At 52.6% G+C, this 21,438-nt stretch carries 23 protein-coding genes and 1 riboswitch; of the genes, 2 read left to right on the top strand and 21 right to left on the bottom strand.

Annotated features, from left to right (window positions below):
- Positions 1-20 precede the first annotated feature (20 nt).
- Entirely contained in the window at positions 21-446 is a 426-nt protein-coding gene (locus tag K1Y77_RS06785; protein WP_264430996.1) for an N-acetyltransferase, read from the bottom strand.
- Positions 447-763: 317 nt separating this feature from the next.
- Between K1Y77_RS06785 and rlmF the strand changes: the two genes are divergently transcribed.
- Both rlmF and K1Y77_RS06775 read left to right on the top strand, forming a co-directional pair.
- The gene (gene rlmF / locus K1Y77_RS06780; protein WP_264430994.1) at positions 764-1,696 is read left to right on the top strand and encodes a 23S rRNA (adenine(1618)-N(6))-methyltransferase RlmF; all 933 of its coding nucleotides are present in this window, start codon (positions 764-766) and stop codon (positions 1,694-1,696) included.
- A gap of 89 nt (positions 1,697-1,785) precedes the next feature.
- Positions 1,786-2,985, top strand: coding sequence for a DEAD/DEAH box helicase (locus K1Y77_RS06775; RefSeq protein WP_030069121.1), 1,200 nt, complete (start codon positions 1,786-1,788; stop codon positions 2,983-2,985).
- A 50-nt stretch (positions 2,986-3,035) separates the two neighbouring features.
- On the opposite strand, the gene rho is transcribed toward K1Y77_RS06775, so the two are convergent.
- From rho to cobT, 20 genes are all read right to left on the bottom strand, one after another.
- A complete protein-coding gene (gene rho / locus K1Y77_RS06770) occupies positions 3,036-3,992 on the bottom strand; it encodes a transcription termination factor Rho (RefSeq protein ID WP_264430992.1) in 957 nt (318 codons plus the stop codon).
- A gap of 313 nt (positions 3,993-4,305) precedes the next feature.
- Positions 4,306-5,151, bottom strand: a complete 846-nt coding sequence (locus K1Y77_RS06765) for an abortive infection system antitoxin AbiGi family protein (protein WP_030069117.1) — start codon at positions 5,149-5,151, stop codon at positions 4,306-4,308.
- A gap of 57 nt (positions 5,152-5,208) precedes the next feature.
- Entirely contained in the window at positions 5,209-6,291 is a 1,083-nt protein-coding gene (locus tag K1Y77_RS06760) for a hypothetical protein (protein ID WP_264430989.1), read from the bottom strand.
- 547 nt (positions 6,292-6,838) lie between these two features.
- Complete coding sequence (locus K1Y77_RS06755; RefSeq protein WP_030069104.1) at positions 6,839-7,048, bottom strand: BrnA antitoxin family protein; 210 nt, start codon at positions 7,046-7,048, stop codon at positions 6,839-6,841.
- Positions 7,041-7,334, bottom strand: coding sequence for a BrnT family toxin (locus tag K1Y77_RS06750; protein ID WP_030069102.1), 294 nt, complete (start codon positions 7,332-7,334; stop codon positions 7,041-7,043). The genes K1Y77_RS06755 and K1Y77_RS06750 overlap by 8 nt, the downstream gene beginning before the upstream one ends.
- Positions 7,335-7,737: 403 nt before the next feature.
- Complete coding sequence (cobO, locus tag K1Y77_RS06745) at positions 7,738-8,349, bottom strand: cob(I)yrinic acid a,c-diamide adenosyltransferase (protein WP_030069100.1); 612 nt, start codon at positions 8,347-8,349, stop codon at positions 7,738-7,740.
- Between the two features lie 21 nt (positions 8,350-8,370).
- Positions 8,371-8,811, bottom strand: a complete 441-nt coding sequence (locus tag K1Y77_RS06740) for a YtoQ family protein (RefSeq protein ID WP_030069097.1) — start codon at positions 8,809-8,811, stop codon at positions 8,371-8,373.
- A gap of 85 nt (positions 8,812-8,896) precedes the next feature.
- On the bottom strand, positions 8,897-10,210 hold the full coding sequence (locus tag K1Y77_RS06735) for a cobyrinate a,c-diamide synthase (protein WP_030069094.1): 1,314 nt from the start codon (positions 10,208-10,210) through the stop codon (positions 8,897-8,899).
- A 64-nt stretch (positions 10,211-10,274) separates the two neighbouring features.
- A complete protein-coding gene (locus K1Y77_RS06730; RefSeq protein WP_030069092.1) occupies positions 10,275-11,042 on the bottom strand; it encodes an ABC transporter ATP-binding protein in 768 nt (255 codons plus the stop codon).
- On the bottom strand, positions 11,042-12,013 hold the full coding sequence (locus K1Y77_RS06725; protein WP_030069090.1) for a FecCD family ABC transporter permease: 972 nt from the start codon (positions 12,011-12,013) through the stop codon (positions 11,042-11,044). The genes K1Y77_RS06730 and K1Y77_RS06725 overlap by 1 nt, the downstream gene beginning before the upstream one ends.
- The gene (locus K1Y77_RS06720; protein ID WP_264430986.1) at positions 12,013-13,002 is read right to left on the bottom strand and encodes a cobalamin-binding protein; all 990 of its coding nucleotides are present in this window, start codon (positions 13,000-13,002) and stop codon (positions 12,013-12,015) included. The genes K1Y77_RS06725 and K1Y77_RS06720 overlap by 1 nt, the downstream gene beginning before the upstream one ends.
- 16 nt (positions 13,003-13,018) lie before the next feature.
- Positions 13,019-14,821: a TonB-dependent receptor domain-containing protein gene (locus K1Y77_RS06715; RefSeq protein WP_264430985.1), complete on the bottom strand. Its 1,803-nt coding sequence runs from the start codon at positions 14,819-14,821 to the stop codon at positions 13,019-13,021.
- A 144-nt stretch (positions 14,822-14,965) separates the two neighbouring features.
- A riboswitch (cobalamin riboswitch) is annotated at positions 14,966-15,194 on the bottom strand.
- A 33-nt stretch (positions 15,195-15,227) separates the two neighbouring features.
- Entirely contained in the window at positions 15,228-15,659 is a 432-nt protein-coding gene (locus tag K1Y77_RS06710; RefSeq protein ID WP_030069086.1) for a bifunctional adenosylcobinamide kinase/adenosylcobinamide-phosphate guanylyltransferase, read from the bottom strand.
- On the bottom strand, positions 15,611-16,264 hold the full coding sequence (locus tag K1Y77_RS06705) for a histidine phosphatase family protein (protein WP_030069084.1): 654 nt from the start codon (positions 16,262-16,264) through the stop codon (positions 15,611-15,613). Before K1Y77_RS06705 ends, K1Y77_RS06710 begins: the two co-directional genes overlap by 49 nt.
- Complete coding sequence (gene cobS / locus K1Y77_RS06700) at positions 16,201-16,977, bottom strand: adenosylcobinamide-GDP ribazoletransferase (RefSeq protein WP_030069081.1); 777 nt, start codon at positions 16,975-16,977, stop codon at positions 16,201-16,203. The genes K1Y77_RS06705 and cobS overlap by 64 nt, the downstream gene beginning before the upstream one ends.
- The gene (locus tag K1Y77_RS06695) at positions 16,974-17,507 is read right to left on the bottom strand and encodes a bifunctional adenosylcobinamide kinase/adenosylcobinamide-phosphate guanylyltransferase (RefSeq protein WP_264430982.1); all 534 of its coding nucleotides are present in this window, start codon (positions 17,505-17,507) and stop codon (positions 16,974-16,976) included. The genes cobS and K1Y77_RS06695 overlap by 4 nt, the downstream gene beginning before the upstream one ends.
- Positions 17,491-18,606 (bottom strand): threonine-phosphate decarboxylase CobD, encoded by a 1,116-nt coding sequence (cobD, locus tag K1Y77_RS06690; RefSeq protein ID WP_264430980.1) that lies wholly within the window; start codon positions 18,604-18,606, stop codon positions 17,491-17,493. The genes K1Y77_RS06695 and cobD overlap by 17 nt, the downstream gene beginning before the upstream one ends.
- Entirely contained in the window at positions 18,603-19,592 is a 990-nt protein-coding gene (gene cbiB, locus K1Y77_RS06685; protein ID WP_264018403.1) for an adenosylcobinamide-phosphate synthase CbiB, read from the bottom strand. The genes cobD and cbiB overlap by 4 nt, the downstream gene beginning before the upstream one ends.
- The gene (locus tag K1Y77_RS06680) at positions 19,580-20,299 is read right to left on the bottom strand and encodes an adenosylcobinamide amidohydrolase (RefSeq protein ID WP_264430977.1); all 720 of its coding nucleotides are present in this window, start codon (positions 20,297-20,299) and stop codon (positions 19,580-19,582) included. Before K1Y77_RS06680 ends, cbiB begins: the two co-directional genes overlap by 13 nt.
- Positions 20,296-21,345 (bottom strand): nicotinate-nucleotide--dimethylbenzimidazole phosphoribosyltransferase, encoded by a 1,050-nt coding sequence (gene cobT / locus K1Y77_RS06675; RefSeq protein ID WP_264430976.1) that lies wholly within the window; start codon positions 21,343-21,345, stop codon positions 20,296-20,298. The genes K1Y77_RS06680 and cobT overlap by 4 nt, the downstream gene beginning before the upstream one ends.
- Between the last annotated feature and the right edge of the window lie 93 nt (positions 21,346-21,438).

Below are 21,438 nucleotides of genomic sequence, written 5' to 3'. Positions count from 1 at the left end.
CAAGCGGCCACAACGCGTTGTTAACCGTAATACTCCATAACTAACTCTGGATGGCCAGTTAGCTCATCAACTTGCTCACCTAATAAAATAAACCCCTGCTTTTTATAAAAGTTGATACTGGGAGTATTTTCCTGGTAGACCGACAGTTGCAAACACTCCCTTCTGCTCTTGGCATCATCAAGCATCGCTGACCCCACACCTTCGCCTTGTAATTCAGGGGACACAAAAATGGCAGCCAGCGTATTTCCGTACAAACTGTAGAATCCCGCTATCTGATTGTCAGATTCGAAGACAAACGTCTCCGATGCGGGGATATAAACATCTCGCATTTCGTTAACCTTTGACGCCCAAAATTCCGCCTCAACAAAAGCGTGCGCTTTAATCGATGCTGAAAGCCATATCTCCAATATCTGGTCAATATCCCTCTCTCGGCATTTACGAATCATTTAAATATTCCTTACTGATGGTCAGCTGAACCAATGCATGACAGAGAGTCGTTTGATAACCGCACGCCAACAGTTGAAGACTGGCAGCAGCTTTTAAAAAAACTGGCAGAATCAGGTAGCGGCCCTGTACTTCTGGATCAGGCAGAGCAAAAGGCCAGAACCCGACAAGAAACAAACGCGTAATGGACAGCAAGCCTCTCGCCACCTCGAACTTACCCTCGGACTACCGAGCATGCACGTCACAACCATTAAGCTTATAATCACCGGCTAAGCAAGTCCCACTCTACTATCGAACTCCAAGCCTTGGGCCTATTACTGTGAGCAACCCCCATCGAAGTGAAAAAAGCCAAGCTAGGCCTGTTCGCAAAGGCCTGCACCCAAGGAATCTACACAACCAAGGCTATGACTTCTCGGCTCTCGTACAAAGCCACCCTGCATTAGCCCCTCATGTGAAACCGAACGCGCATGGCGACCTCTCCATCGATTTCGCAGACCCAGTGGCAGTAAAAACGCTTAATGCCGCGTTATTAAACCGGCACTACAACATTGTCGATTGGGATATTCCAGAGGGAGCGCTTTGCCCTCCCATCCCAGGCAGAGCCGACTATATCCATTATATGGCTGACTTGTTGGGGCTTGAACAGCGCAGTATCAAGCTACTCGATATCGGAACTGGAGCAAATGGAATCTACCCGCTACTGGCCTGCCAAATTTACGGCTGGCAATGTGTCGGTAGTGACATTAACCCTCAGTCGCTTGAAAACGTAGCCAGAATTATCGCCAATAACCCCACTCTCAAAGAACGCTTCACACTGCGCACGCAGCACGATAAAAACCACATTTTTGAAGGGATTATTCAAGCTGGCGAGTTTTTTGATGTCAGCGTCTGCAACCCGCCCTTCCATGCCTCGCTTGATGAAGCACTTAAAGGTAGCCAGCTTAAACTCAATAACCTTGCTCGCAGTCGCGGTGAACAAAAACCAACGACCCAAACCCCCACTCTGAATTTTGGCGGGCTGGGAGCAGAGCTTTGGTGTAAGGGCGGCGAACAGCTGTTTCTGAAAAAGCTGATAAGAGAAAGCAAGCTGTATTCAGCTCAATGTCGCTGGTTTACCAGCTTGGTTTCAAAAACTGACAATGTTAAGCCTGCCAAGAAGTTAATTCGTAAGCTCGGCGCAGTGGATGTACGGGAAATAGAGATGAAGCAGGGAAATAAGATCACGAGGGTATTGGCCTGGACATTCATGTGAGCCGCAACCACTGACGTCGACGTCATTTACGCTATACTGCATCAATTTTCATTTTCGACACACCTTACGACGATATGTCAGGGCGCCTAATGCCATTTTCAAAACTCGGTTTATCCAGTCCTCTTGTTCAAGCTATCACCGAACTAGGTTACAAAACGCCAACGCCCATCCAGAAACAAGCAATTCCAGCCATTCTTTCGGGTAAAGACCTGATCGCCACCGCACAAACCGGCACAGGCAAAACCGCTGCCTTTGTGCTGCCGCTGTTGGAAAAATTCAGTAAAGCAGCAGAACCGCTGCGCGGCAAACGCATTCGCGCACTGATCCTAGTGCCGACCCGCGAGCTGGCAGTTCAGGTTGAAGCCAGTGTGGCTCAATACGCTAAACACACGCCCCTAACCTCGATGGCGGTATATGGCGGCGTTGACACTGCGCCACAAAAAGAACGCCTCATCGAAGGAGTAGATATTCTCGTCGCCACGCCGGGCAGACTGCTGGATTTGGCCCATCAGCGTGCGCTGCACTTTGATGAACTTCAAGTCATGGTGCTGGACGAAGCGGACAGAATGGTCGACATGGGTTTTGTCGATGATATCCACAAAATAATCGTGCGCCTGCCTGAAAACCGTCAGAACCTGTTGTTCACGGCCACCATGACCAATGACGTTCGCGCCATCGCTCACGCGTTTTCAGACAGCAAGATGACAGACATGGCGACTGACATCTCCATTACGCCCAACGTCCGCGCCGCCGCCACGATCAAACAATGGCTCATCACGGTAGACAAGGACACCAAGTCCGCCCTGTTGAGTCACTTGATCAACGAGCAAGCGTGGGATCAGGCGCTTATTTTTGTCGAGAAAAAACACAGCGCGGCCAAACTGGTGGCTCAGCTGGAAAAGCGCGGCATTCAAGCGGACTCCATCCATGGCGGCAGAAGCCAGGCCATGCGCGAGAAGGTGTTGGATCAGTTCAAAGCGGGCGAACTGAAGTACCTAGTTGCCACAGGGGTAGCCGCTCGGGGGTTGGATATTGGTGAACTGAGCCGAGTGGTGAATTACGATTTACCTTTTCAGCCAGAAGAGTATATCCACCGCATTGGCCGCACCGGCCGTGCAGGCGCCTCAGGTGAAGCCATCTCTTTAGTAGACATCAGTGACTTTAAAAATCTTTGTGCGATTGAAAAACGTTTGAAAAATACGATTGAGCGCAAAGAAATCGAAGGCTTTCCGGTTAAAAAAGCAGTCCCCGCTTCTAACTTGAACCATGTTAAAAAAAGCAGTCGTTAAGCGCTAACCAAGAAGCTCACCTCGAATGAATACAAGGGTGGGCTTCACCTCTACTCAGCGGGCGAAAAAGCATCCAACAGCTCCGCATTCGTGGGGTATTTCTCCAACAGCGCAAGTAGCTTCTGCGCGCCTTCAACAGGCTTAAGAGGTGTTAACGCTCTACGCAAGGTCCTAACTTTTTCAATATCTTTAGCATCAATCAACAACTCTTCTCGACGGGTACTGCTTTTGGCAATATCTATCGCCGGGAAAATTCGCTGATTTGCCACTTCCCGTGATAACACGAGTTCCATATTGCCCGTGCCCTTAAACTCCTCGAAAATCACCTGATCCATACGGCTTCCCGTATCCACCAGCACAGTAGCCAGAATCGTGAGAGATCCGCCGTTTTCGATCTTTCTCGCAGCACCAAACAGTTTTCGCGGTATTTCCATCGCACGGCTATCCAGCCCACCCGACATCGTACGACCATTGCCGCGCTGTTCAGCATTATGAACGCGCGCGAGTCTGGTAAGCGAATCGATCACAATCATCACATTATGACCCTCGCCTGCTTGCTTACGCGCCGTCTCAAGTAGCTTATTTGCCAAATGCACATGGTGTGAGTAGCTTTCGTCTGAAGACGAGGCATGTACGTCTGCCGACACACTGCGCTTAAAATCGGTCACTTCTTCAGGGCGCTCATCAATCAGCAAAGCATACAGCTTTATATCCGGATGAGCGGCTGCCACGGCCTGACAGATATGTTTTAACATCGTCGTTTTGCCAGAGCCCGGCGGCGCAACAATCAACCCACGTTGCCCCATTCCGATGGGCGTAATCAAATCCATCGCTCGCACACTACGCTGTCTAGAACCAAGCTCTAACACAATGCGTGGGGAAGGATGAACAGCGACGCCATTTAAAAAACGTTTTTCGGGATCATCAGGGAACTGATCTTCCACTTCGTCGGCGGGCTTGGCATCTATCTGTTTTTTTGTTTTCAAACTGAGTGTTTTTCTCGTCATAATATCGGTGGATCGCCTTGAATAGCCTTGATGAATAGCTTAGCCAGCCGAGCAGTCGCAGCGTTGCGGTACTTGGAATGGAAAACGGATAAGTCTAACTTGTGCTCAAAGGTACTGAGTTGGAGCTGATCTTGGTAGTTTATAGAGCTTGAAACGCGGCATGATAGTCACTCATCGCCTGTTTTCTTGATCCTACCAAAACATAGGCGTCAGCGGAGTTTTTCTACAGGCTCAACGCTCGGCTCATCGGCGAGCGTAGCGAGTCCGGTGGAGGCCGCAGGCCGGAACGAAATGCAGCCGCTTGTTAGATAATTTAATGTTCAATAAGATCTTCCCAACATGCAATAGTGACTGTTTTGGGTAATATCACTTCTTCTAGGAAACGTTCGTAAAAGCGTTCTCCTTCTTGTTCTCTTGGAAGAACTATAATTGCGATGTCTTCAATTGCGAATGAATAATTTTTTGTACTCCGCCATTCGCGCTCACAGTATATCGAATCGAATTCGGTTGTATCGAATGTTTTTATATACGCTAAAAAATTCTGAAAGCTTTCATCTATTTTTTCTTGAGCACTCTCAATCCAATCAAGCTCAGAAATGATGCTAGATGTATCTACGGAACCATCTAGGTCATTATCGTCGATAATCTTGTCAATCTCGTCTTGAACTGACTCAGTTTCGCTTATTGCACTGTAAGGATGGACGTCATCAACTGCTGAGTACCCCTGATAGATGCTATTGAGTAAAGCTGTATCTTCAAGGGTATACATAACGGGATTAAAGCCAGATTTGACAATTGAATCTCTGTGAAATCCAATCGCAATTTTTCCATATCTATTCGAATGGTAATCAATATGCTGAAGAGGAATGTCGGCCACACAACATACCGGCTTTGATTTAACAGTAACAGGATGATTTTTCAGAATATGGATTTCTTTTGTTTCAAAATCAAACTGCCTTTTTTCAGGCACGATTACCTTAACTATTTCACGGTACCGGCCTACTCTTAGCTCCTGAGACCCCAAAATAGCTTTAAGCGCTTCGTATCCGTTTATCGCGGGCTTAAGCTCTTTAAGCTGCTTGTTGGCAGCATCGTCCCATATAGGGCCGCCAGTAAAATGCCAAAGTATTTTCGATACTGTTCCTGGTCTAGATGCCATGCCTGTCTGTCCCTTATCATCTAACGCCCGCGTAATAGGCGTGAGCTTGCGAGCGTCCTAATTGACGCGTTTGTTAGAAGCAAATTCGTCATAAAAGTCCGCAAACCCTTTATTTAGCAGTATTTTATGTAAATTTTCCATGTCCTCTTCATTTAAGGGGGAGCTTGCTTTTCCTTCGGCTTCTCGTATTGATTGTCTTGCATATAAGGCGTCATCTACACTCTGCCAGTAACTGCAATTTTGTTGCTCATCTGTTCTTACGATGCTATAAAATTTACTATGAGGTTCGCCATGTACAGGATAGTGATGTATTGACTCACTCAGCCAATAAAGTTTTGAGTCCAACGTGGCAACCCATGTTTCTTGGTTTTTCCCAAAAAACTTTTTCTCAGAATATTTTAACGCAGACTTGCCGTACTTTAGATCTTGAACACCATTGAAGATATTAAGCAGGCGTTTCTTTGGGTCGGCATGTCTATCTAAGAAATTGTCTTTTATATCTTGTATTCGATCTTTTAAATTTTGACTGTATTCATCTTTCTTAGTGCAGAAGCAGTATTTTGCAATTTCTGCCTCCACTGCGCTAAGCATATCAATATCGTCGCACACTGAATCTAAGTAGATGTTAAACTTTTCCACGCCTGATAGATTGCTATATTTGCTATCAATAATATGAATCTGAATTAGTGAATAGTATGAAATTGAATGAAGATATTGCTCGCCAAGCGATAGCTCATGAAATTCCAGCTTCCTAAGCTCTTCCGGCTCTAATTCCGAATTTCTGGTGGCTGTCGGATGATCTACCAATTGTGGACAGAATATCGACAGAAACACTTCAAATATTTCAAAACACTGCTTTTTGAACTTGGGGTGCACCTCACTTAAAGCAAAGCCTGGGCTCAGGCAAATACTTTCTGCTGGGCACTGATTTACAAAATTCACTAGTTCCATCAAACCCAAATCAGCCGGGTTTTTTCCTCTAAGTATCACATCCTCCATTCTTATAAGGATATTAAGATCTAACAAAAGCGAGGTTTCTGTTTTTCTGTCTTTATTATCCTTGACTCTACTGACAGTTAACCTAGGTGAACTATCTGTTTCTCTGCAAGGTTTAATGAACCTCATTTTTAATCCTGACACTACAGACTCCCTGCCACGATAGGCTTCTAACAGTGATTATATAGCCTGCTTCATAACACCCTTGAACATGTCAGCACGTTTATTGGTGTTATCTAGCCATCCAAAAAATCATAAACCACTGTTTTTATAGCTTTATTTATCTCGCATGGCAACATATCCAAAATTCGCGTGCCGGCTCGTTTTTACGATTTAATCATACTTTATTGATAAATTTGGCTTAGGTCACGTGGCTTTGAAGAAAAATTGAGCTGGAGCAGGCTTTGGGCAGCTGCCTTCGCGGGTGCCTTTTGGCTCGTTCCTCGCCAAGCGTTACGCCGCGCTACGGGGTGGCTAGATTGCTTATGTGGCTGGATCTTCGCGAGCTGAAGCGCCCTCCCACAAGCGGTGCTTGCAGGAGGCGCAGCGGGCTTAGGCTTTGAGGATGTAACGCAGGGTTTCGAAGACTGGATCAGTCGTGGTGCACCAAGCTTGGCATCGGCTTCTTTCAGCGGGTGAACAATGTCTTCACTGTGCAAGGTGATGCAGGGCTGCATCATAGTCACGCCGTTTATTGCCACTCAAGTTTGAGGTCTTTATGTGACTGGGCACAGTCGCGTAGATAGAGATTAATTAAGCTCTGATACGGTAGATCTTTTTCTTCCGCCAGATTTTTGAAATACGCGATGGTATCTTCATCCAGGCGGATCGTGACCTGCTTTTTAAGCTTCTTGGCGTATGGGTTTTTGACTGACTCTGAAAAATCGTAATGGTCACGCATGTCTATACCCTTCGTAAGTTTTTCGCTCTCGTTTATCCGCCTTGCGCGCAGAAATAATTCGAATGGTTTCGCCATCTCTCACGCAGTGGCGCACCACCAGTAAGCGAGAATGAATGCTTGTACCGAGGAGAATGAACCGGTCCTCCTCTTCAGAATGGTCTGGGTCAGCTATAAGACGTGCAAACTCATCCGTAAAGGCAGTTTTGGCCTCCTGGAACGAGACGTCATGCTTCTTGCGATTAGCGGCATCCTTGCGAGGATCCCAGTCAAAGGAATAATGGCTCATAATTACATCGTAAGTACATTATAATTGTCGTCAAGGCACCGAGCTAAATACTATTATCTAACCGCTTTAAGAAACATAACCAACTATTTTTAAATCGCTATTTATATCGTATGGCAACATATCCAAAATTCGCGTGCTGGCTCATTCTTACGATTCAACCATACTTTATTGATAAATTTGGCTTAGGTAACGTGGCTTTGCAGAGAAATTGGGCAAGTGGAGGCTTTGGGCAGCTAGCTGCCTTCGCGGGTGCCTTTTGGCTCGTTCCTCGCCAAGCGTTACGCCGCGCTACGGGGTGGCTAGATTGTTTATGTGGCTGAGTCTTCGCGCGCTGAAGCTCCCTCCCATAGTAGTCGCCATGGGCGAGCGGAGCTTCAGTTACTTTCTCACGCCTTCTTCTTTACTAAAGCTCGATGCCTTTCTGAGCTTTAATCCCTTGGTCTTTAAAGGCGTGTTTAACCACCTTCATTTCAGTGACGGTATCGGCAAGATCGATGAGTTGTTGCGGGGCGTAACGACCGGTGACAACCGCGTGCTGCATAGCTGGGCGGGCTTGCAGGTCGTCGAGCACTTGGTCTAGGTCGAGGTACTCGTAGCGCAGGGCGATATTAAGTTCGTCGAGCAGTACTATGTGGTAGCTGTCGTCTTGCAGCATGCGCTTGGCCTGCTCCCAGGCGGCGTTGGCGGCAGCGACATCGCGTTCGCGGTCTTGGGTATCCCAAGTGTAGCCTTCACCCATTACGTGGTAGTCCACATTAGGCAAGTTGCGAAAGAAGGCTTCTTCCCCTGTGCTAAACGCGCCCTTAATAAACTGCACCACGCCGACGTTCATGCCATGGCCAAGGGCGCGGGCGAGCATGCCAAAACCGGAGCTGCTTTTGCCTTTACCGGGGCCGGTTAGCACCAGCAGCACGCCCTGCTCTTTGTCAGCGCTGGCGATGCGCTCGTTCATGATTTTCTGCTTGGCCGCCATGCGCTGGGCATGGCGTTCCGGGGTTTTGGCATTTTCGCGCATGGGTGCTCCTTGAGTTAACGCTTAAGCTTTTAGAACGTAGCGCAGCGTTTCTACCACTTGATCCGTCGTTGTGCACCAGGCCTGGGCTTGGGCATCCACTTCTTTCAGGGGGTGAACAATGTCTTCGCTGTGCAGCGTGATGTAGGGCTTGGCAAGTGCGGCGCAATAGCCCGCATCAAAGGCGGCGTTCCACTGCTTGTACTTATCACCGAAACGCACGACGACCAAATCCGCTTGTTCGATCATGGTACGGGTACGAATGGCGTTGACCTTGGAAGACTGGTGGTCGCGCCAGAAGCCGTTGTCCGGTTTGCCTAGGTGGTCGCCTGCGGCATCAGAAGCGTCGTGGTCGGTAACGGGGGCGGTGAATACAATGTCTAATCCAGCGGCATCGGCGCCTCGCTGAATTTCTTCACGCCAGTCGGTGTGAATCTCGCCGGAAAGATAAACGTAAAAGCTCATAGCGGCTCCTGATAATCGTTGGTGTAGGGTATTAACCGCCCTATGATAGCCCACATAGGCTTTATGGAAAAATATTCCAAAAAAATCACTGCGCCAGTATTTGCAGGGGCTGACCGGTAAAAATGTTCGCCACTAGCTTAGGTGCCGAAGGGAAATAACCATGGAAATAGCTCGCAATCAGCGCCCCATCACGGTAGATCGGCTCGGCTTCACTGCCCGCCAACTTGCGGGTACGAGCAAACGGCTGAAGTGACGTTTCCAACAGCGAATGGTGGTAAGTGTGCCCCCGCAATTCACCCTGTTGAGCGTGTAAACTTTGCAGGCCTAGCGCCGTCAGTTTGCCCGCCATTTTTGCAGTACCAGGCAATAGCCCCAGCATGGTATGACGCTTTCCGTCACCATCCACTAGGTGCTCGACACAGCTCATCAGCCCACCACACTCTGCCAAAATAGGTTTACCTTGGTGATGATGAGTGGTGATCGCCTCACACATTGGCTGATTCGCGCTAAGCATTGCTGCGTGTAGTTCCGGATAACCGCCGGGTAACCACAGGGCATCGCATCCTGGTAGCACGCTGTCATTGAGCGGTGAGAAGAAGTGAATCGCCGCGCCCATCGCTTGCAGCAACTCCACATTGGCGCGATAAATAAAGGCAAAGGCATCATCACGGGCAATGGCAATGCGCACACCGCGTAAATACTCAGGAACCGGTGTAGGTGGCTCAGCGCTTAACGTTACCTTTTTGGGCAGTCGGCCTAACCCAGCCTCTTCCAATACCTTGGCGGCGGCGTCTAGCTGGGCATCCAAGCCACTTAGCTCATGGGCTTGTAGTAAGCCTAAATGGCGGTCGGGAATTTTCATGGCATCGTGACGGGGAATCGCACCCAACAGCGCAATGCCTTCTGGCATGCTTTCTGCCAGCAACTTGCCATGGCCTGGGCTGCCAACACGGTTGGCAATCACTTCATGAATGGCAAGATCGGAACGGTAGTTAGCAAGCCCCTGGGCGACCGCACCAAAGGTTTGCGCCATCCCCCAGGCATCAATTACCGGCAACGCCGGAATACCGGCCAAAATGGCTAAGTCGGCACTGGAAGGCGAGCCGTCGAATAGCCCCATGGAGCCTTCGACTAAAATTACATCGGCCTCTTGAGCGGCTTGAGCCAAGCGCCAACGGCACTCATCTTCGCCAGTCATCCACGGGTGGAGCTGGTACACCGGCTGGCCCGAAGCCACTTCCTGAACCATTGGGTCGAGATAATCTGGGCCATGCTTGAAGACCCGCACGGTGCGCCCCGCATTACGGTGTAATCTTGCTAACGCTGCGGTCACCATAGATTTTCCCTGGCCGGAACCAGGTGCGCTAATTAACGCCGCGTGGGCTTCACCTTGCAACATGCCTCTTCCCCTTCAATACAGGCTTTTTTATACAAGCCTTTGGAATTTATAGTGATGTTGGGTATTACTGGATGGGTACAAATACTGGCGCGCCGTTAACTTGCACCGTTGCCAAGCGCTGCTGATAAAGCCGCTCTAACGCGCTGGGCACCAGCATGGTGTCTCGCGGCCCCCAGCAGGCCTCACCGCTTGGGTAAAGCAGCAAAATGTAGTCGCACCAACGGGCCGCTAGATTTAAATCGTGAAGGCACATCATCACCGCACTGCCTTGGGCTGCTTGCTGAGCCATCAGCGCCATCACCGCACTTTGGTGATGCAGGTCCAGATGATTGGTCGGTTCGTCGGCCAGCCAAATACTGGGGGCTTGAGTCAGTACCGTGGCCACCGCAACACGTTGCCTTTCGCCACCGGAAAGCGTGCTCACCAGCCGGTCGCGCAGGTGGGCAACGTCCAGTTGCTCAAGCGCTGCTTCAGCCCGGGCATAGTCGTCTGCCCCCTCCATTTGCCATAACGACAGATAGGGATGGCGGCCAATCAACGCGGTTTCCAATACGGTGGCGGGAAAGCCGTCCAGGCGTTCCTGAAAGACCATCCCCAGGCGTTGGGCAATTTGCCGCCTGCGCAGCGTCTCAAGCGGCTGCCCCCCCAGCAACACTTGCCCGGAACGCGGCGCGTTCAACCCCGCCAAGGTGTGCAGCAGCGTGGTTTTACCCGCACCGTTAGGGCCTAATACGCCCCATATCTGGCCGGGTTCGATGGCAATATTCAGCGCCGTGCCATCGCGCCTTTCTGGCACGTTGATGATGAGGTCTTGCGTGACCAGGCGGCTCATCAGCGGCTCCGGTAAAGCAAAAAGAGGAACGTCGGCACACCCAATAGCGCGGTAATCACCCCCACTGGCAACTGCTCCGGGGCAATCATCGTGCGGGCCAATGTATCGGCCAACACGAGTAAGGAGCCCCCGGCAAGGGCACAAGCTGGCAATATCAGCCGTTGATCGTTGCCTAGCAACAGGCGCAGCATATGCGGCACCACTAAGCCAACAAAGCCAATGCTGCCCGCAGTGGTGACAGCCGCTGCAGTTAACAGGCTCGCCGCGATATAAATTCCCCACTCCAACGGACGAACAGCAACCCCCAGTGCCGCTGCCTGCTGTGGGCCTCTAGCCAGCACATTTAAACTACGTCCCAACGGAATCAAGACAATACAGGTGAGTAATAACAGCAGCAGCGGCGGCCAGGGAGTACGCGCGTAGGAAAGATCGCCCATCAGCCAATACAGCATGCCCGGCAGCCGTTCGGCAGGGCTCAACGCCAACATTAGGGTAATCACCGCACCCCAGCCTGCCGCCACGACTACGCCGGTAAGCAACAGACGTGAGGGCGTCCAGCTGCCGCTGCCGTGGGCCAAACCAAACACTAGAAACGTGGACAGCAATGCGCCGAAAAACGCTGAGCCTGAAATTAGCAGCCCACCCACACCTACCAGCATGGCCGCCAACGCGCCAATCGATGCGCCACCGGAAAGCCCAAGTACATAAGGGTCTGCAAGAGGATTGCGCAGCAGCACTTGCATCAGAGCGCCAGCGACTGCCAATAAACCGCCGACAGCAAAAGCCGAAAGCGCGCGGGGAAGGCGTAAATCCATCACCATAGTACGCGCCAACGGATCACCCTGCCCTTGCATCACCGCCCAAAGCTGGGCAGCGGAAAGCTGAGCACTGCCCACCGCTAGGGAAAATAGCATGGCGGTAATGGCAATCAATGCCAACAGGCAAAGAGGTTGCCACAGGCGCGCTGTCATTAAAAGTCCTTGTCCATAGAAGCCGCCTCAACGCGTTTTTGACGGGTTTGCTCAAGTTTTTCGCACAGCAACTGAGCGCCGTCTAACAGACGTGGCGTGGGCCGTTGAATCAGCGAAGGCGGCACAAAATAGAGGCTATCATCCGCCACGGCGGAAAGATGTGGGTATTGTTCCCAGTGGGTCAGCCAGTGGCGGTTCTCTTCCCCCATACCACCAGCAATAATCGCTTCAGGATTAGCCGCCAATACGGCTTCGTCATCCAGCCTTGGTACTAGGCGTAGCTGATCGCCAAACACATTTTCACCGCTGCAAAGCTGTACCACTTGGCCAATCAGGTGTTCATCGTTCACGCTCATCAGCGGTTGATCCCACACTTGATAAAACGTGCGTACGGGCTCTCGATCACTATAGCGCGCCGCCAACTCCGCCATACCCTGTCTGAAACTATCAGCCACTTGCTGGCCTGCGAGCTCCGTTCCCGCTAGGCGTGCCAACCGCTCAATAGTATCAGCGACATCATCAACCGTACGCGGTTCAATGTAGAACACCGGCATGCCAAGTGCTTCAAGGGTTTCCATTTGCTCAGCCGGATTGCCGGTTACCCAACCGATCACTAAGTCAGGTGCCAGCCCCACTAGCGCTTCTAAATCAATCCGCGTGTGGCTGCCAACGGAAGCTACTTGTTTGGCCTCCGGTGGATAATCACTGTAGCTCACCACAGCAACGACCTGTTCCCCAGCACCCGCAGCGTAGGTCAGCTCCGTCGCCCCAGGGGAAAGTGTGGCAATGCGCCGAGCCTCAGTGTGTAGACACACCTCCCGCTCACGGTCATCTACCACGCAGCGGCTGTGGTCATCTGCCACTACGGCGCTTGAAACCACACCACCGAGTGTTAACAGGGGTAGTGTGAATAGAGTCTGTAGGCAACGATTAAATAAAAATCGCTTTAATGGCAGTGCGGGGCCAATAGCCCCGCACTGTTTAGACATACTCTGATTCGCTTTTTTATTGGCCAAAGTGAACACTCAAGAACCCTGCACGGCCTGCATTAATGTAGTCGGCACCATCAAAAGAGCGTGTTGTAATGTAATCTTGATCCAAGGCGTTTTCCAACGTTACCCGCGCACTCCACAGCGGGGCAAACTGCCAGCCCGCACGCAGGTTCACCAGCCCGTAACCGCTTAGGCGGTCTTGGTTCTGAGCATCACGGTAACGGTGGTTTTGAGCAATCCAAGACCCACCCACCGACCAGTCACCAAGCTCACGGTCTACGTCTAAGCGAAGGCTTTGTGAGGCGCGGTTTTGCAGGCGCTTACCTGTCAGACGGTTTTCAGGGTCGGTGTAAGTGAGTGCGGCAGCCAGTGTCCAATCGTCGAGTTCAACGCCAGCCGCTAACTCTGCCCCACGAATGCGGGTTTCCGGCACGTTAAACAGCAGACCTTGGCCAGTAATCAAGTTGTCGATATCGGTTTGATAAAGCGCGGCATCCCAGAACCATTGGGCATACTGTCCACGTACACCCACTTCAATACTTTCTGACGTTTCAGACTCCAAGTCGGGATTACCGAAGCCAGGGAAATAGAGCTGATTGTAAGTGGGTGCGTTAAAGGCCGTACCGTAGTTGGCACGTAAGGTGTGATGGCTGTCTACGTCATAGCCCACGCCTACGCTACCAGTGACTTCTTCACCGTAAGATTCATTGTCATCAAAGCGCAAGCTGGCTTGCAGAGTAAACGGTGAAAAATCGAGCAGCGCCTGCGTAAAGACCGCCGCGTTGCTTCGGCTGGTTTCATCATACGCCGTGGTGCTATTGACTCGATCTTCGCTGTACTCAGCGCCAGCAATTAGCTCATGGGCGCCCGCTGTAAAGGTATTTTCCCAGCGCGCGGTGCTCACCTTGGTGTTGAACACAGAGTCACCAAAGTCAGCAAAATTATCGCTCTCATCACGGGATTCGCTGAGGGTTAAGCGGCTGCGCCAGTTATCGGTCATCGGCAGTTCACCGTAGACCCCTGCCACCTGCTGCACGAAGTCGTTTTCGCCACCATCGTATTCGTTATGGCCACGGGCACGAAGCGCCAGCACGCCTGCTTCTGCACCGTTTTCAAAGGTATGGGAAACCCGTGCTAGGGCCGTGGTGTTGTCATAGCCCTTATCGTCTCCATCACGCCGAACCGGCTGGCCATCGGTGGTGAAGTGGCTACCTGCAAAGCTGTAGCGGGTACCCCCTTCTTTGCCGCTAATACCGGCACTCAGGCGCTGGGTGTTAAACGAGCCACCGCCAAAAGAAACCCGCGGTTGTGGGCCTTCTTCTTCGCCTTGAGGGGTAAACAGCTGAATAACGCCGCCAATCGCATCGGCCCCGTATAAGCTACCGCGCGGGCCGCGCACAATTTCGGCGCGGTCAAACATGCGCGGCTCCAGGTATTGCCAAGCAGCTCCACCGCTGGTGGCGGAACGCAGACGAATACCGTCAATCAGCAGTACATTTTGGCTACTACCGCTGCCACGAATAAACACGCTGCTATTTTTACCGAAGCTGCCGTTGGTAGAAACATCCACCCCAGGCTGGCCGCGAAACAGGTCGGTAATACTGACCGGATCTTGGCGGCGTAACGTAGCTTCGTCCAGCACGGTTACCGAAGATAAGCTTTCGTTGGCAGTGCGCGGCGCAAGCGCGGCGGTAACCACCACAGGGTTTAGCGTATTTGTCACAGGCTGGGCATTCGACTGGGCTTGAACGGCCAACGGTAGCGCAGCCATCGCAAACGCCGCCAGCGTGACGGTGGAATGAAAACGATAAGACATGGAGAAATCCCTTGCTCACTGTGCTCACCCGCACAGCGTGTTTTTTTGACCGGGCAGAGGGAGTCCAAGGGAAGTATCAGCAACCTGACAGCTACTAGTATTACCCTGAAAGCGCCCTCCGCGCTTCGGTATAGTGTGGTTCTTTAGAACCATGTCTCTTAGGCCGGTCTCCGGGCTGACGAGCGAAAGGCGGATAACAGCACCTATCCTTTCCGAACGACCACCTTCCCATGCGTTAGCACAGTGGCGTCTTTAGCCGTTCTTATCTCGATCACCGTTGCGGGGGCAGCGTTGGATTCACGTAAGCGTTCACAAACTTCCCGTTTAACTGGTGGCGATAATGGCCACCAGCACCTGAGAGTGCGCGTAAACTAGCAATTTGTTGGGGGTTGGTCAATTTAACCGACTAGGGTTTAAGCGCCTGCACCAACCCATGCCGTACATGCCAGACCTGCTCGGATTGGGCGGCGGCATCTTGGCTAAACCAGCCGCTTAAATCGCGCAGGCGACGCTGGTCTCGGGCCATGGGAACAATACCCCGCCCTAACTCGTTCATGATTAGCACCAGCGTCACGCCGTGGGTGTGTGCTGCAGCGTCCAAATTTGCAAGGTCTTGCCGCCACTGATCGCGCGACGCATCGCTGCTTATATCCGAGCTTAGCACTGCCGCTAACCACTCAAACACGCCGTGAAGCACGAGCGGCACATTGGGCTGCATAATGTGACTCACTTCGTGTAAACGTTGCCCTGGGGAAAGCCGCCTCCAAACAGCGCTGGGAAAGCGTGCGTTTACAACGTCGCGCTTACCTGCACAGGCACCGCCGATGAACAGCTGCATTGCCACTCTCCTTTACCCTCTTCACGATTTAGATACGTCAGTTGCCAACGCCGCCCCTGCGCTTGTTGCACGATACCTTCCCAAAAGCCAATGGTTTCAAAGCGACGCCGCAACTCGCGTATTACCCCGCCGTGGGTAACCACCAGCACTTTTTGATAATGGTGCTCGCGGGCATGCGCAGCCACCTGTTCAAGCCAAGCATCTAACCGGTCACGTAGCTGGCCAGACGATTCACCGCCTGGAATTTGCAGCTCCCCCACGCTGTCAATCCAAGCGCGATAATGGGGTAACGCTTTTAGCTCATCGTAGACCTTGCCTTCGTACTCCCCAAAATCCAGCTCCCGTAGCCGTGGCTCCAAATACAGCGGGACGTCCGGCTTTGCCGCCTGCGACCACGCTAGGGTTTGCTGGCAACGGGTTAAATCGCTTGAATAAACAGCGTCAAAGCACTCTTCTGTCAATGCGTCTCGCAATGCCAGCAGCCCCGCTTCCGCGTCAGGAAACAGCAGCGGAATATCGCGCTGCCCTTGGTAGCGGCGCTCTAAATTCCAGGCGGTGATACCGTGGCGAACTGCCACCAACTCCACATTAAGACTAGTAGCCAAAGCTCTCCTCCTTCAATGGTGGCACCTACCATGTCGCCATTGATGCCGTTAAATAGACGCAGCAGTGCCTTTCTGGCAAATGCTACCCACACCACAATGACCAACCCCCAGGCAATCAAACCAGGGAACACCACGACAAGCAGCAACAAAGGCAGCAAGGCATAACCCACATCACGGGGGCTAAGCGACTGCTGCCAACTCCATGCAAGCCCCTTCGATTGGGCACAGGGGGTAAGAACCAGCAGTGCAACCCCTGCAAATCTACCTAATGCAGGCACTGCCAACAGCCACCACAGCGGCGCCTGATACGCCAGCAGTGCCCACAGTAATACGCCCTTCCAAGCCATCAGAAACAGCAGTGCCAGGATGCCGAAACTACCTATCTGAGCGTCTTTCATGATTTCCCAACGCCGCTCAAGAGGTTGGTTACTGCCTAACGCGTCGGCAAGATCCATCACACCATCGAGATGTAACCCCCCTGAAAGCGCGACCCATAAACTAAGCAGTAGCAACGCCGTTATTGGCGTTGGTGCCCCTATGAAATTTAATAGCAGCGCGTTTAACACCAGCACGCTGCCAATTAACAACCCCACCAACGGATAGGCACGGATTGCCCAACGCCGAGTGGCGGGTGTCCATGGGCAGGCAACAGGAAGTGGAATGCGGGTTAGAAACTGCAGCGCGAGCACCAGGCCGAACAGCGCATCTTTCATCGTTTCCACTCCACAGCACAGCCCGCGATGACTTCAAGCACTGAGTCAGCTTGCGCCGCTAACCAACGTTGCAGGCACTGGATAAACTCAACGTAGCGCCAAGTAACGGGCTGATCAGGAATCAACTCTTCGTTAAGATCGTTCGATACAATCACCAATGTCAGCCCCCGTTCTTGTGCATCACGCAGGCAGCGATCAAGCAGCGCCAGGCCTTGCTCATCACTGAATTCTTCATTTGGCTCAGCGCCAAACAGCACTTGCCCAGCCCACAGGGTTAAACAGTCGAGTAGTACCGCGTGGTGATCGGGTACTTGGGCAATGGCTTGGTCAATCGCAAGGGGAGCTTCTAGTGTCACCCATTGGCCTTCCCGGCGTGCCTGATGGCGCGATACGCGGTCGGCCATTTCTGCATCGTCAACAGTGGCGGTGGCAATGTAATAGCAGTTGGCGTCACCCGCCGCGCTGAGCACACGCTGCTCCGCTACTTGGCTTTTTCCAGAACGAGCCCCCCCACTAACAAAGACAATCATGCAATACCTTTAGCAACCGGTTATTTGCCGACTCATCACGCAGTGCCAAGCGCAGCCAGCTGCCCTCAAGCCCTTTAAAACTATGGGTATGCCTCGCCAGTAGCCCTTTATAAAGCATGCGTTCAAAAAGGGCTGCGCTGGTCACGCCGCGTTCACGCTGTAAAACACCAGGCCGCACTAGGAAAAAGCAGCTATGGCTGGGCACCACCTCAAGTCCTAACGCCAACAATGCCTTGCCCATACGAGGCTGCTCACTGGCAAGCCACTGCTGGGTGAGCCGTGCAAACTCACTATCCGCTAGCAGCGGCGCTACCAGTTCGGCGGCAAGGTGGTTCACACTCCAGGGCGGCTGGTGGTGGCTCATGGTAGCTACTATGTTTTCCGAAGCCAGCACATAGCCTAGGCGCACTCCAGGCAAGGTATAAAACTTGGTCATTGAGCGTAGCAGCACTAAGTGACCGTAACGCTTAAGTAGCGGCGTCAGCGCCTCGACACCTATCGATAGATCGATAAACGCCTCATCAACCACTACCTGGGTACCGGTTTCCCGCGTATGCGCTAGCAGTGTCTCTACTGCGTCAATGGGTATCAGCGTGCCTGTTGGGTTATTCGGGCGACACAGAAACACCACGTCAGCGTTTGCCGCTTTCTCTAGCAAGTCCGCCACCTCACCAGCGAAATGCGGCTCGCGCAACACATGCTCGGCCGTTTCAATACGGTGGGCAGAACAGGCTCTGGCATATTCGCCAAAACTGGGAGCCAATAATAGGGCTCGGCCACCGGCATGCAGCGCCGTGGCAAGAAAAATCGCTTCCGCCCCACCATTGGTCAGCAGTACTTGTGCTGGCTGAACACCGTTGTGCGCCGCAATGGCCTGCCGGGCTGACGCGTAGTCTGGCGAGGGGTAGCGGCTAAGCCCGCCAAGTCGAGTTACTAGCCAACTTGCTACCCACTCGGGCGGTCCAAGCGGGTTAAGGTTAGCGCTCACGTCGTCAACCACATGATCGTCAGGTAGCCCAAAACGCTTTAGCAGCGCCGCGGCCTGACCACCATGGCTTGGCCAATCAGCCGCTTCGTGAACAGTGGCTTGACGACTCATAGCCATGAAATCCCCACGCTTAATAAGATCGTTAACACGGCCATTAACAAGAAAAACAGCAACCAAGCGCCGTGCATCAATTTAATCGTGGCGTTGATATGCGAACACGTCAGCGTTTCCAACGGGGAGCCAAGGGTGGCTCGATGGGATACCGCGCCCTGATAAACATTGGTGCCACCCAACTGCACACCCAACAGATTCGCGACCATGGCCTCTGGCCACCCCGCATTAGGGCTTGGGTGACGGGGCGCTTCGCGGCAGGTGGCCATAATGGCCCGACGCCAATAGTGCGCCGATGATTGCCAACTGATCAACACCCCAGCAGCCCACAAGCATAGCGCGGTCAGCCTTGCGGGAAGCCAGTTAGCGATATCATCGAGTTTCGCCGAGGCATAACCAAAGTCGCTGTAGCGTTCGTTTTGGTAGCCCACCATGGAATCCAGCGTGTTAATCGCTTTGTAAGCCAGCGCCAGCGGCGCACCGCCTATCACAGCAAAAAATAGCGGCGAGGTAATGCCGTCTACCGTGTTTTCTGCAATGGTTTCCACCGCACCACGGGTAATGCCTGCTTCATCCAGTTGCTCGGTATCACGCCCCACCACCATAGAAAGCGCCTTTCGCGCCGATGCAAAATCACCGTTAGCCAGCGGCACAGCAATGGCACGTCCCGCTTCCGCCAAACCTTTTATGGCCAGCGTTGTCGCCAGCAGCCATAGCTCGGCAGCTAGCCCAAGCCAAGGGTGTACCCACGTCAGTAGTGCCAAACCTAGCCAAGCAAGACTAAACGTGCCCAGCACAATGGTTGCAGTGAGCATAAAGCCCAAGCGCCGACGGCGTTTTTCACTTCCCTGGTTCCAGCGCTGCTCAAGTGCGCTGATGGTGCGCCCAATAATGACCACGGGATGCGGCAGCGAACGGGGGTCACCAATGATCAAATCAATCACAATCGCCATCGCTACTAAACCAACAGACGCTAACCCCAGCATGGTGAAACCTGTTGCGATTTCGTCAGCGACCCCAACGTCGCCTGATACACCGCTTGTCCTATCGCCCGCCCAATCGCCGTGCCAGAGCCTGCATAAGGTGTTGGATCGCCACGCTGGGTAGCGGCGATAGACAGGCTGTCGGTTGATGTGCCGGTAGCGGGCGTTTCGCTGAATGGATCGTTAACGCCCATTTCTCTCAATGCTTGAACTTTCGCTTCCGTTGCTGATAGAGACGCATTAACCAGCGCGCCATCGGTCAAATGGGCATCTAAAAAAAGAAACGTGTTAATTGTGCCTACCCTAGGTGCGCTTCTCAGCATTAAGCGAGGATCTGCGTCACTTGAAACGCTAATATCAACCGCGTTGCCAACACCTGCCGTCACCAACGCCAGCACACCATTGGTTGTTGCAGCCAATGGTACGCTGACGGCACATGCGCTGTGCAGGCGCACTGCAGTCATCATCGCAACAGCGGATAGCGGTAGTCGTTGATCATCTAGCCAGCGCATCAGATCATCTTTCGGGTGATGGCCGTCGTAATCTTTATCGACGTGAAAATTTGCGAAGTGTTGGCAATGCCCAAACCCGCCTCCCACAAGCGCGCTACTCAGGGTGTACAGTGGCTCAGCAGCCGACACCACCAAGCAGTGTTCACTTTGCGACCACGTTAGCGGCTGGCTAAATGAAAGCGTTTCTAGCTCGCTCATGGGTCAGCATTGTCGCTAATGCCCGCATCGGCAAAGGTAGCCATTTCACTGAGCATCGCGGCGGCGGCCTGTAATAAAGGAAACGCCAACGCCGCGCCACTGCCTTCCCCCAGGCGCATCCCCAAAGAGAACAATGGCGTTGCATCAAGCGCCTCAAGGGCCGTGGCATGGCCAGGCTCTTCAGAACGATGTCCAAAAATCAAATAACCGCGCACCGCTGGACATAAACGGCAGGCCGTCAGGGCAGCAACCGTGGCGATAAAGCCATCCACAATGGCTGGCAAGCGATTGGCCGCCGTGGCTAGATAAGCGCCTGCCATAGCAGCAATCTCTAACCCGCCTAGCTTGCTTAACACCTCTATGGGGTCTTCGGCATTGGCTTGGCGTGCGCTTAGCGCCCGCTCAATCACCGCTACTTTATGAGCCTGCTGGACGCTACTAATACCGGTGCCAGCGCCCACCAACTGAGCCACTGGCTTACCGGTCAGCGCCGCCAGCATGGCGCTGCTTGCGGTGGTATTCGCAATGCCCATTTCACCAACAATAATGCATTTCGCTCCCGCCTGAACGGCGCGCTCAACGGCTTCGCCGCCTACCTGTAACGCAGCGAGTGCTTCGTCACGGCTCATGGCATCTTCAAACACCATATTGGCGGTGCCCGCGCGCACTTTGGCATCCGTAATACTCGGCATTGCTAGGTGTGAAGCAACGCCAACATCCACCACCTCAACCTGGGCGCCAATTTGTCTGGCGAAGACGTTAATCGCCGCGCCACCACGGACAAAGTTAGCCACCATTTGAGCCGTCACTTCTTGTGGGAAGGCCGACACTCCCTCTTCAGCAATACCATGATCAGCAGCAAAGACAATAATCGCCGGTGGCGTGATGATTGGTTTACATTCACCAGTGATCTCACTAAGCGTAACGGCCAATGTTTCTAACTGGCCGAGGCTGCCTGGCGGCTTGGTGAGCGTATCAATATAGCGAAGTGTCAATGCGCCAGTGTGACTATCAAGTGGCGTGACGTGGTTAACGACGGGATGCATAGCGGCTCCAGAGCAGCAATCAAATTCATTTTGCGCAAGATGTTAGCAAAAGCGCGGCTGCTATACTTGCGCTTTAAGACACTTCAGCACGCA

This window comes from Halomonas qaidamensis (assembly GCF_025917315.1).
Lineage (GTDB): Bacteria > Pseudomonadota > Gammaproteobacteria > Pseudomonadales > Halomonadaceae > Vreelandella > Vreelandella qaidamensis.
Note: the sequence above shows the minus strand (reverse complement) of the source record. Positions and strands in the feature narration are given on the sequence as shown.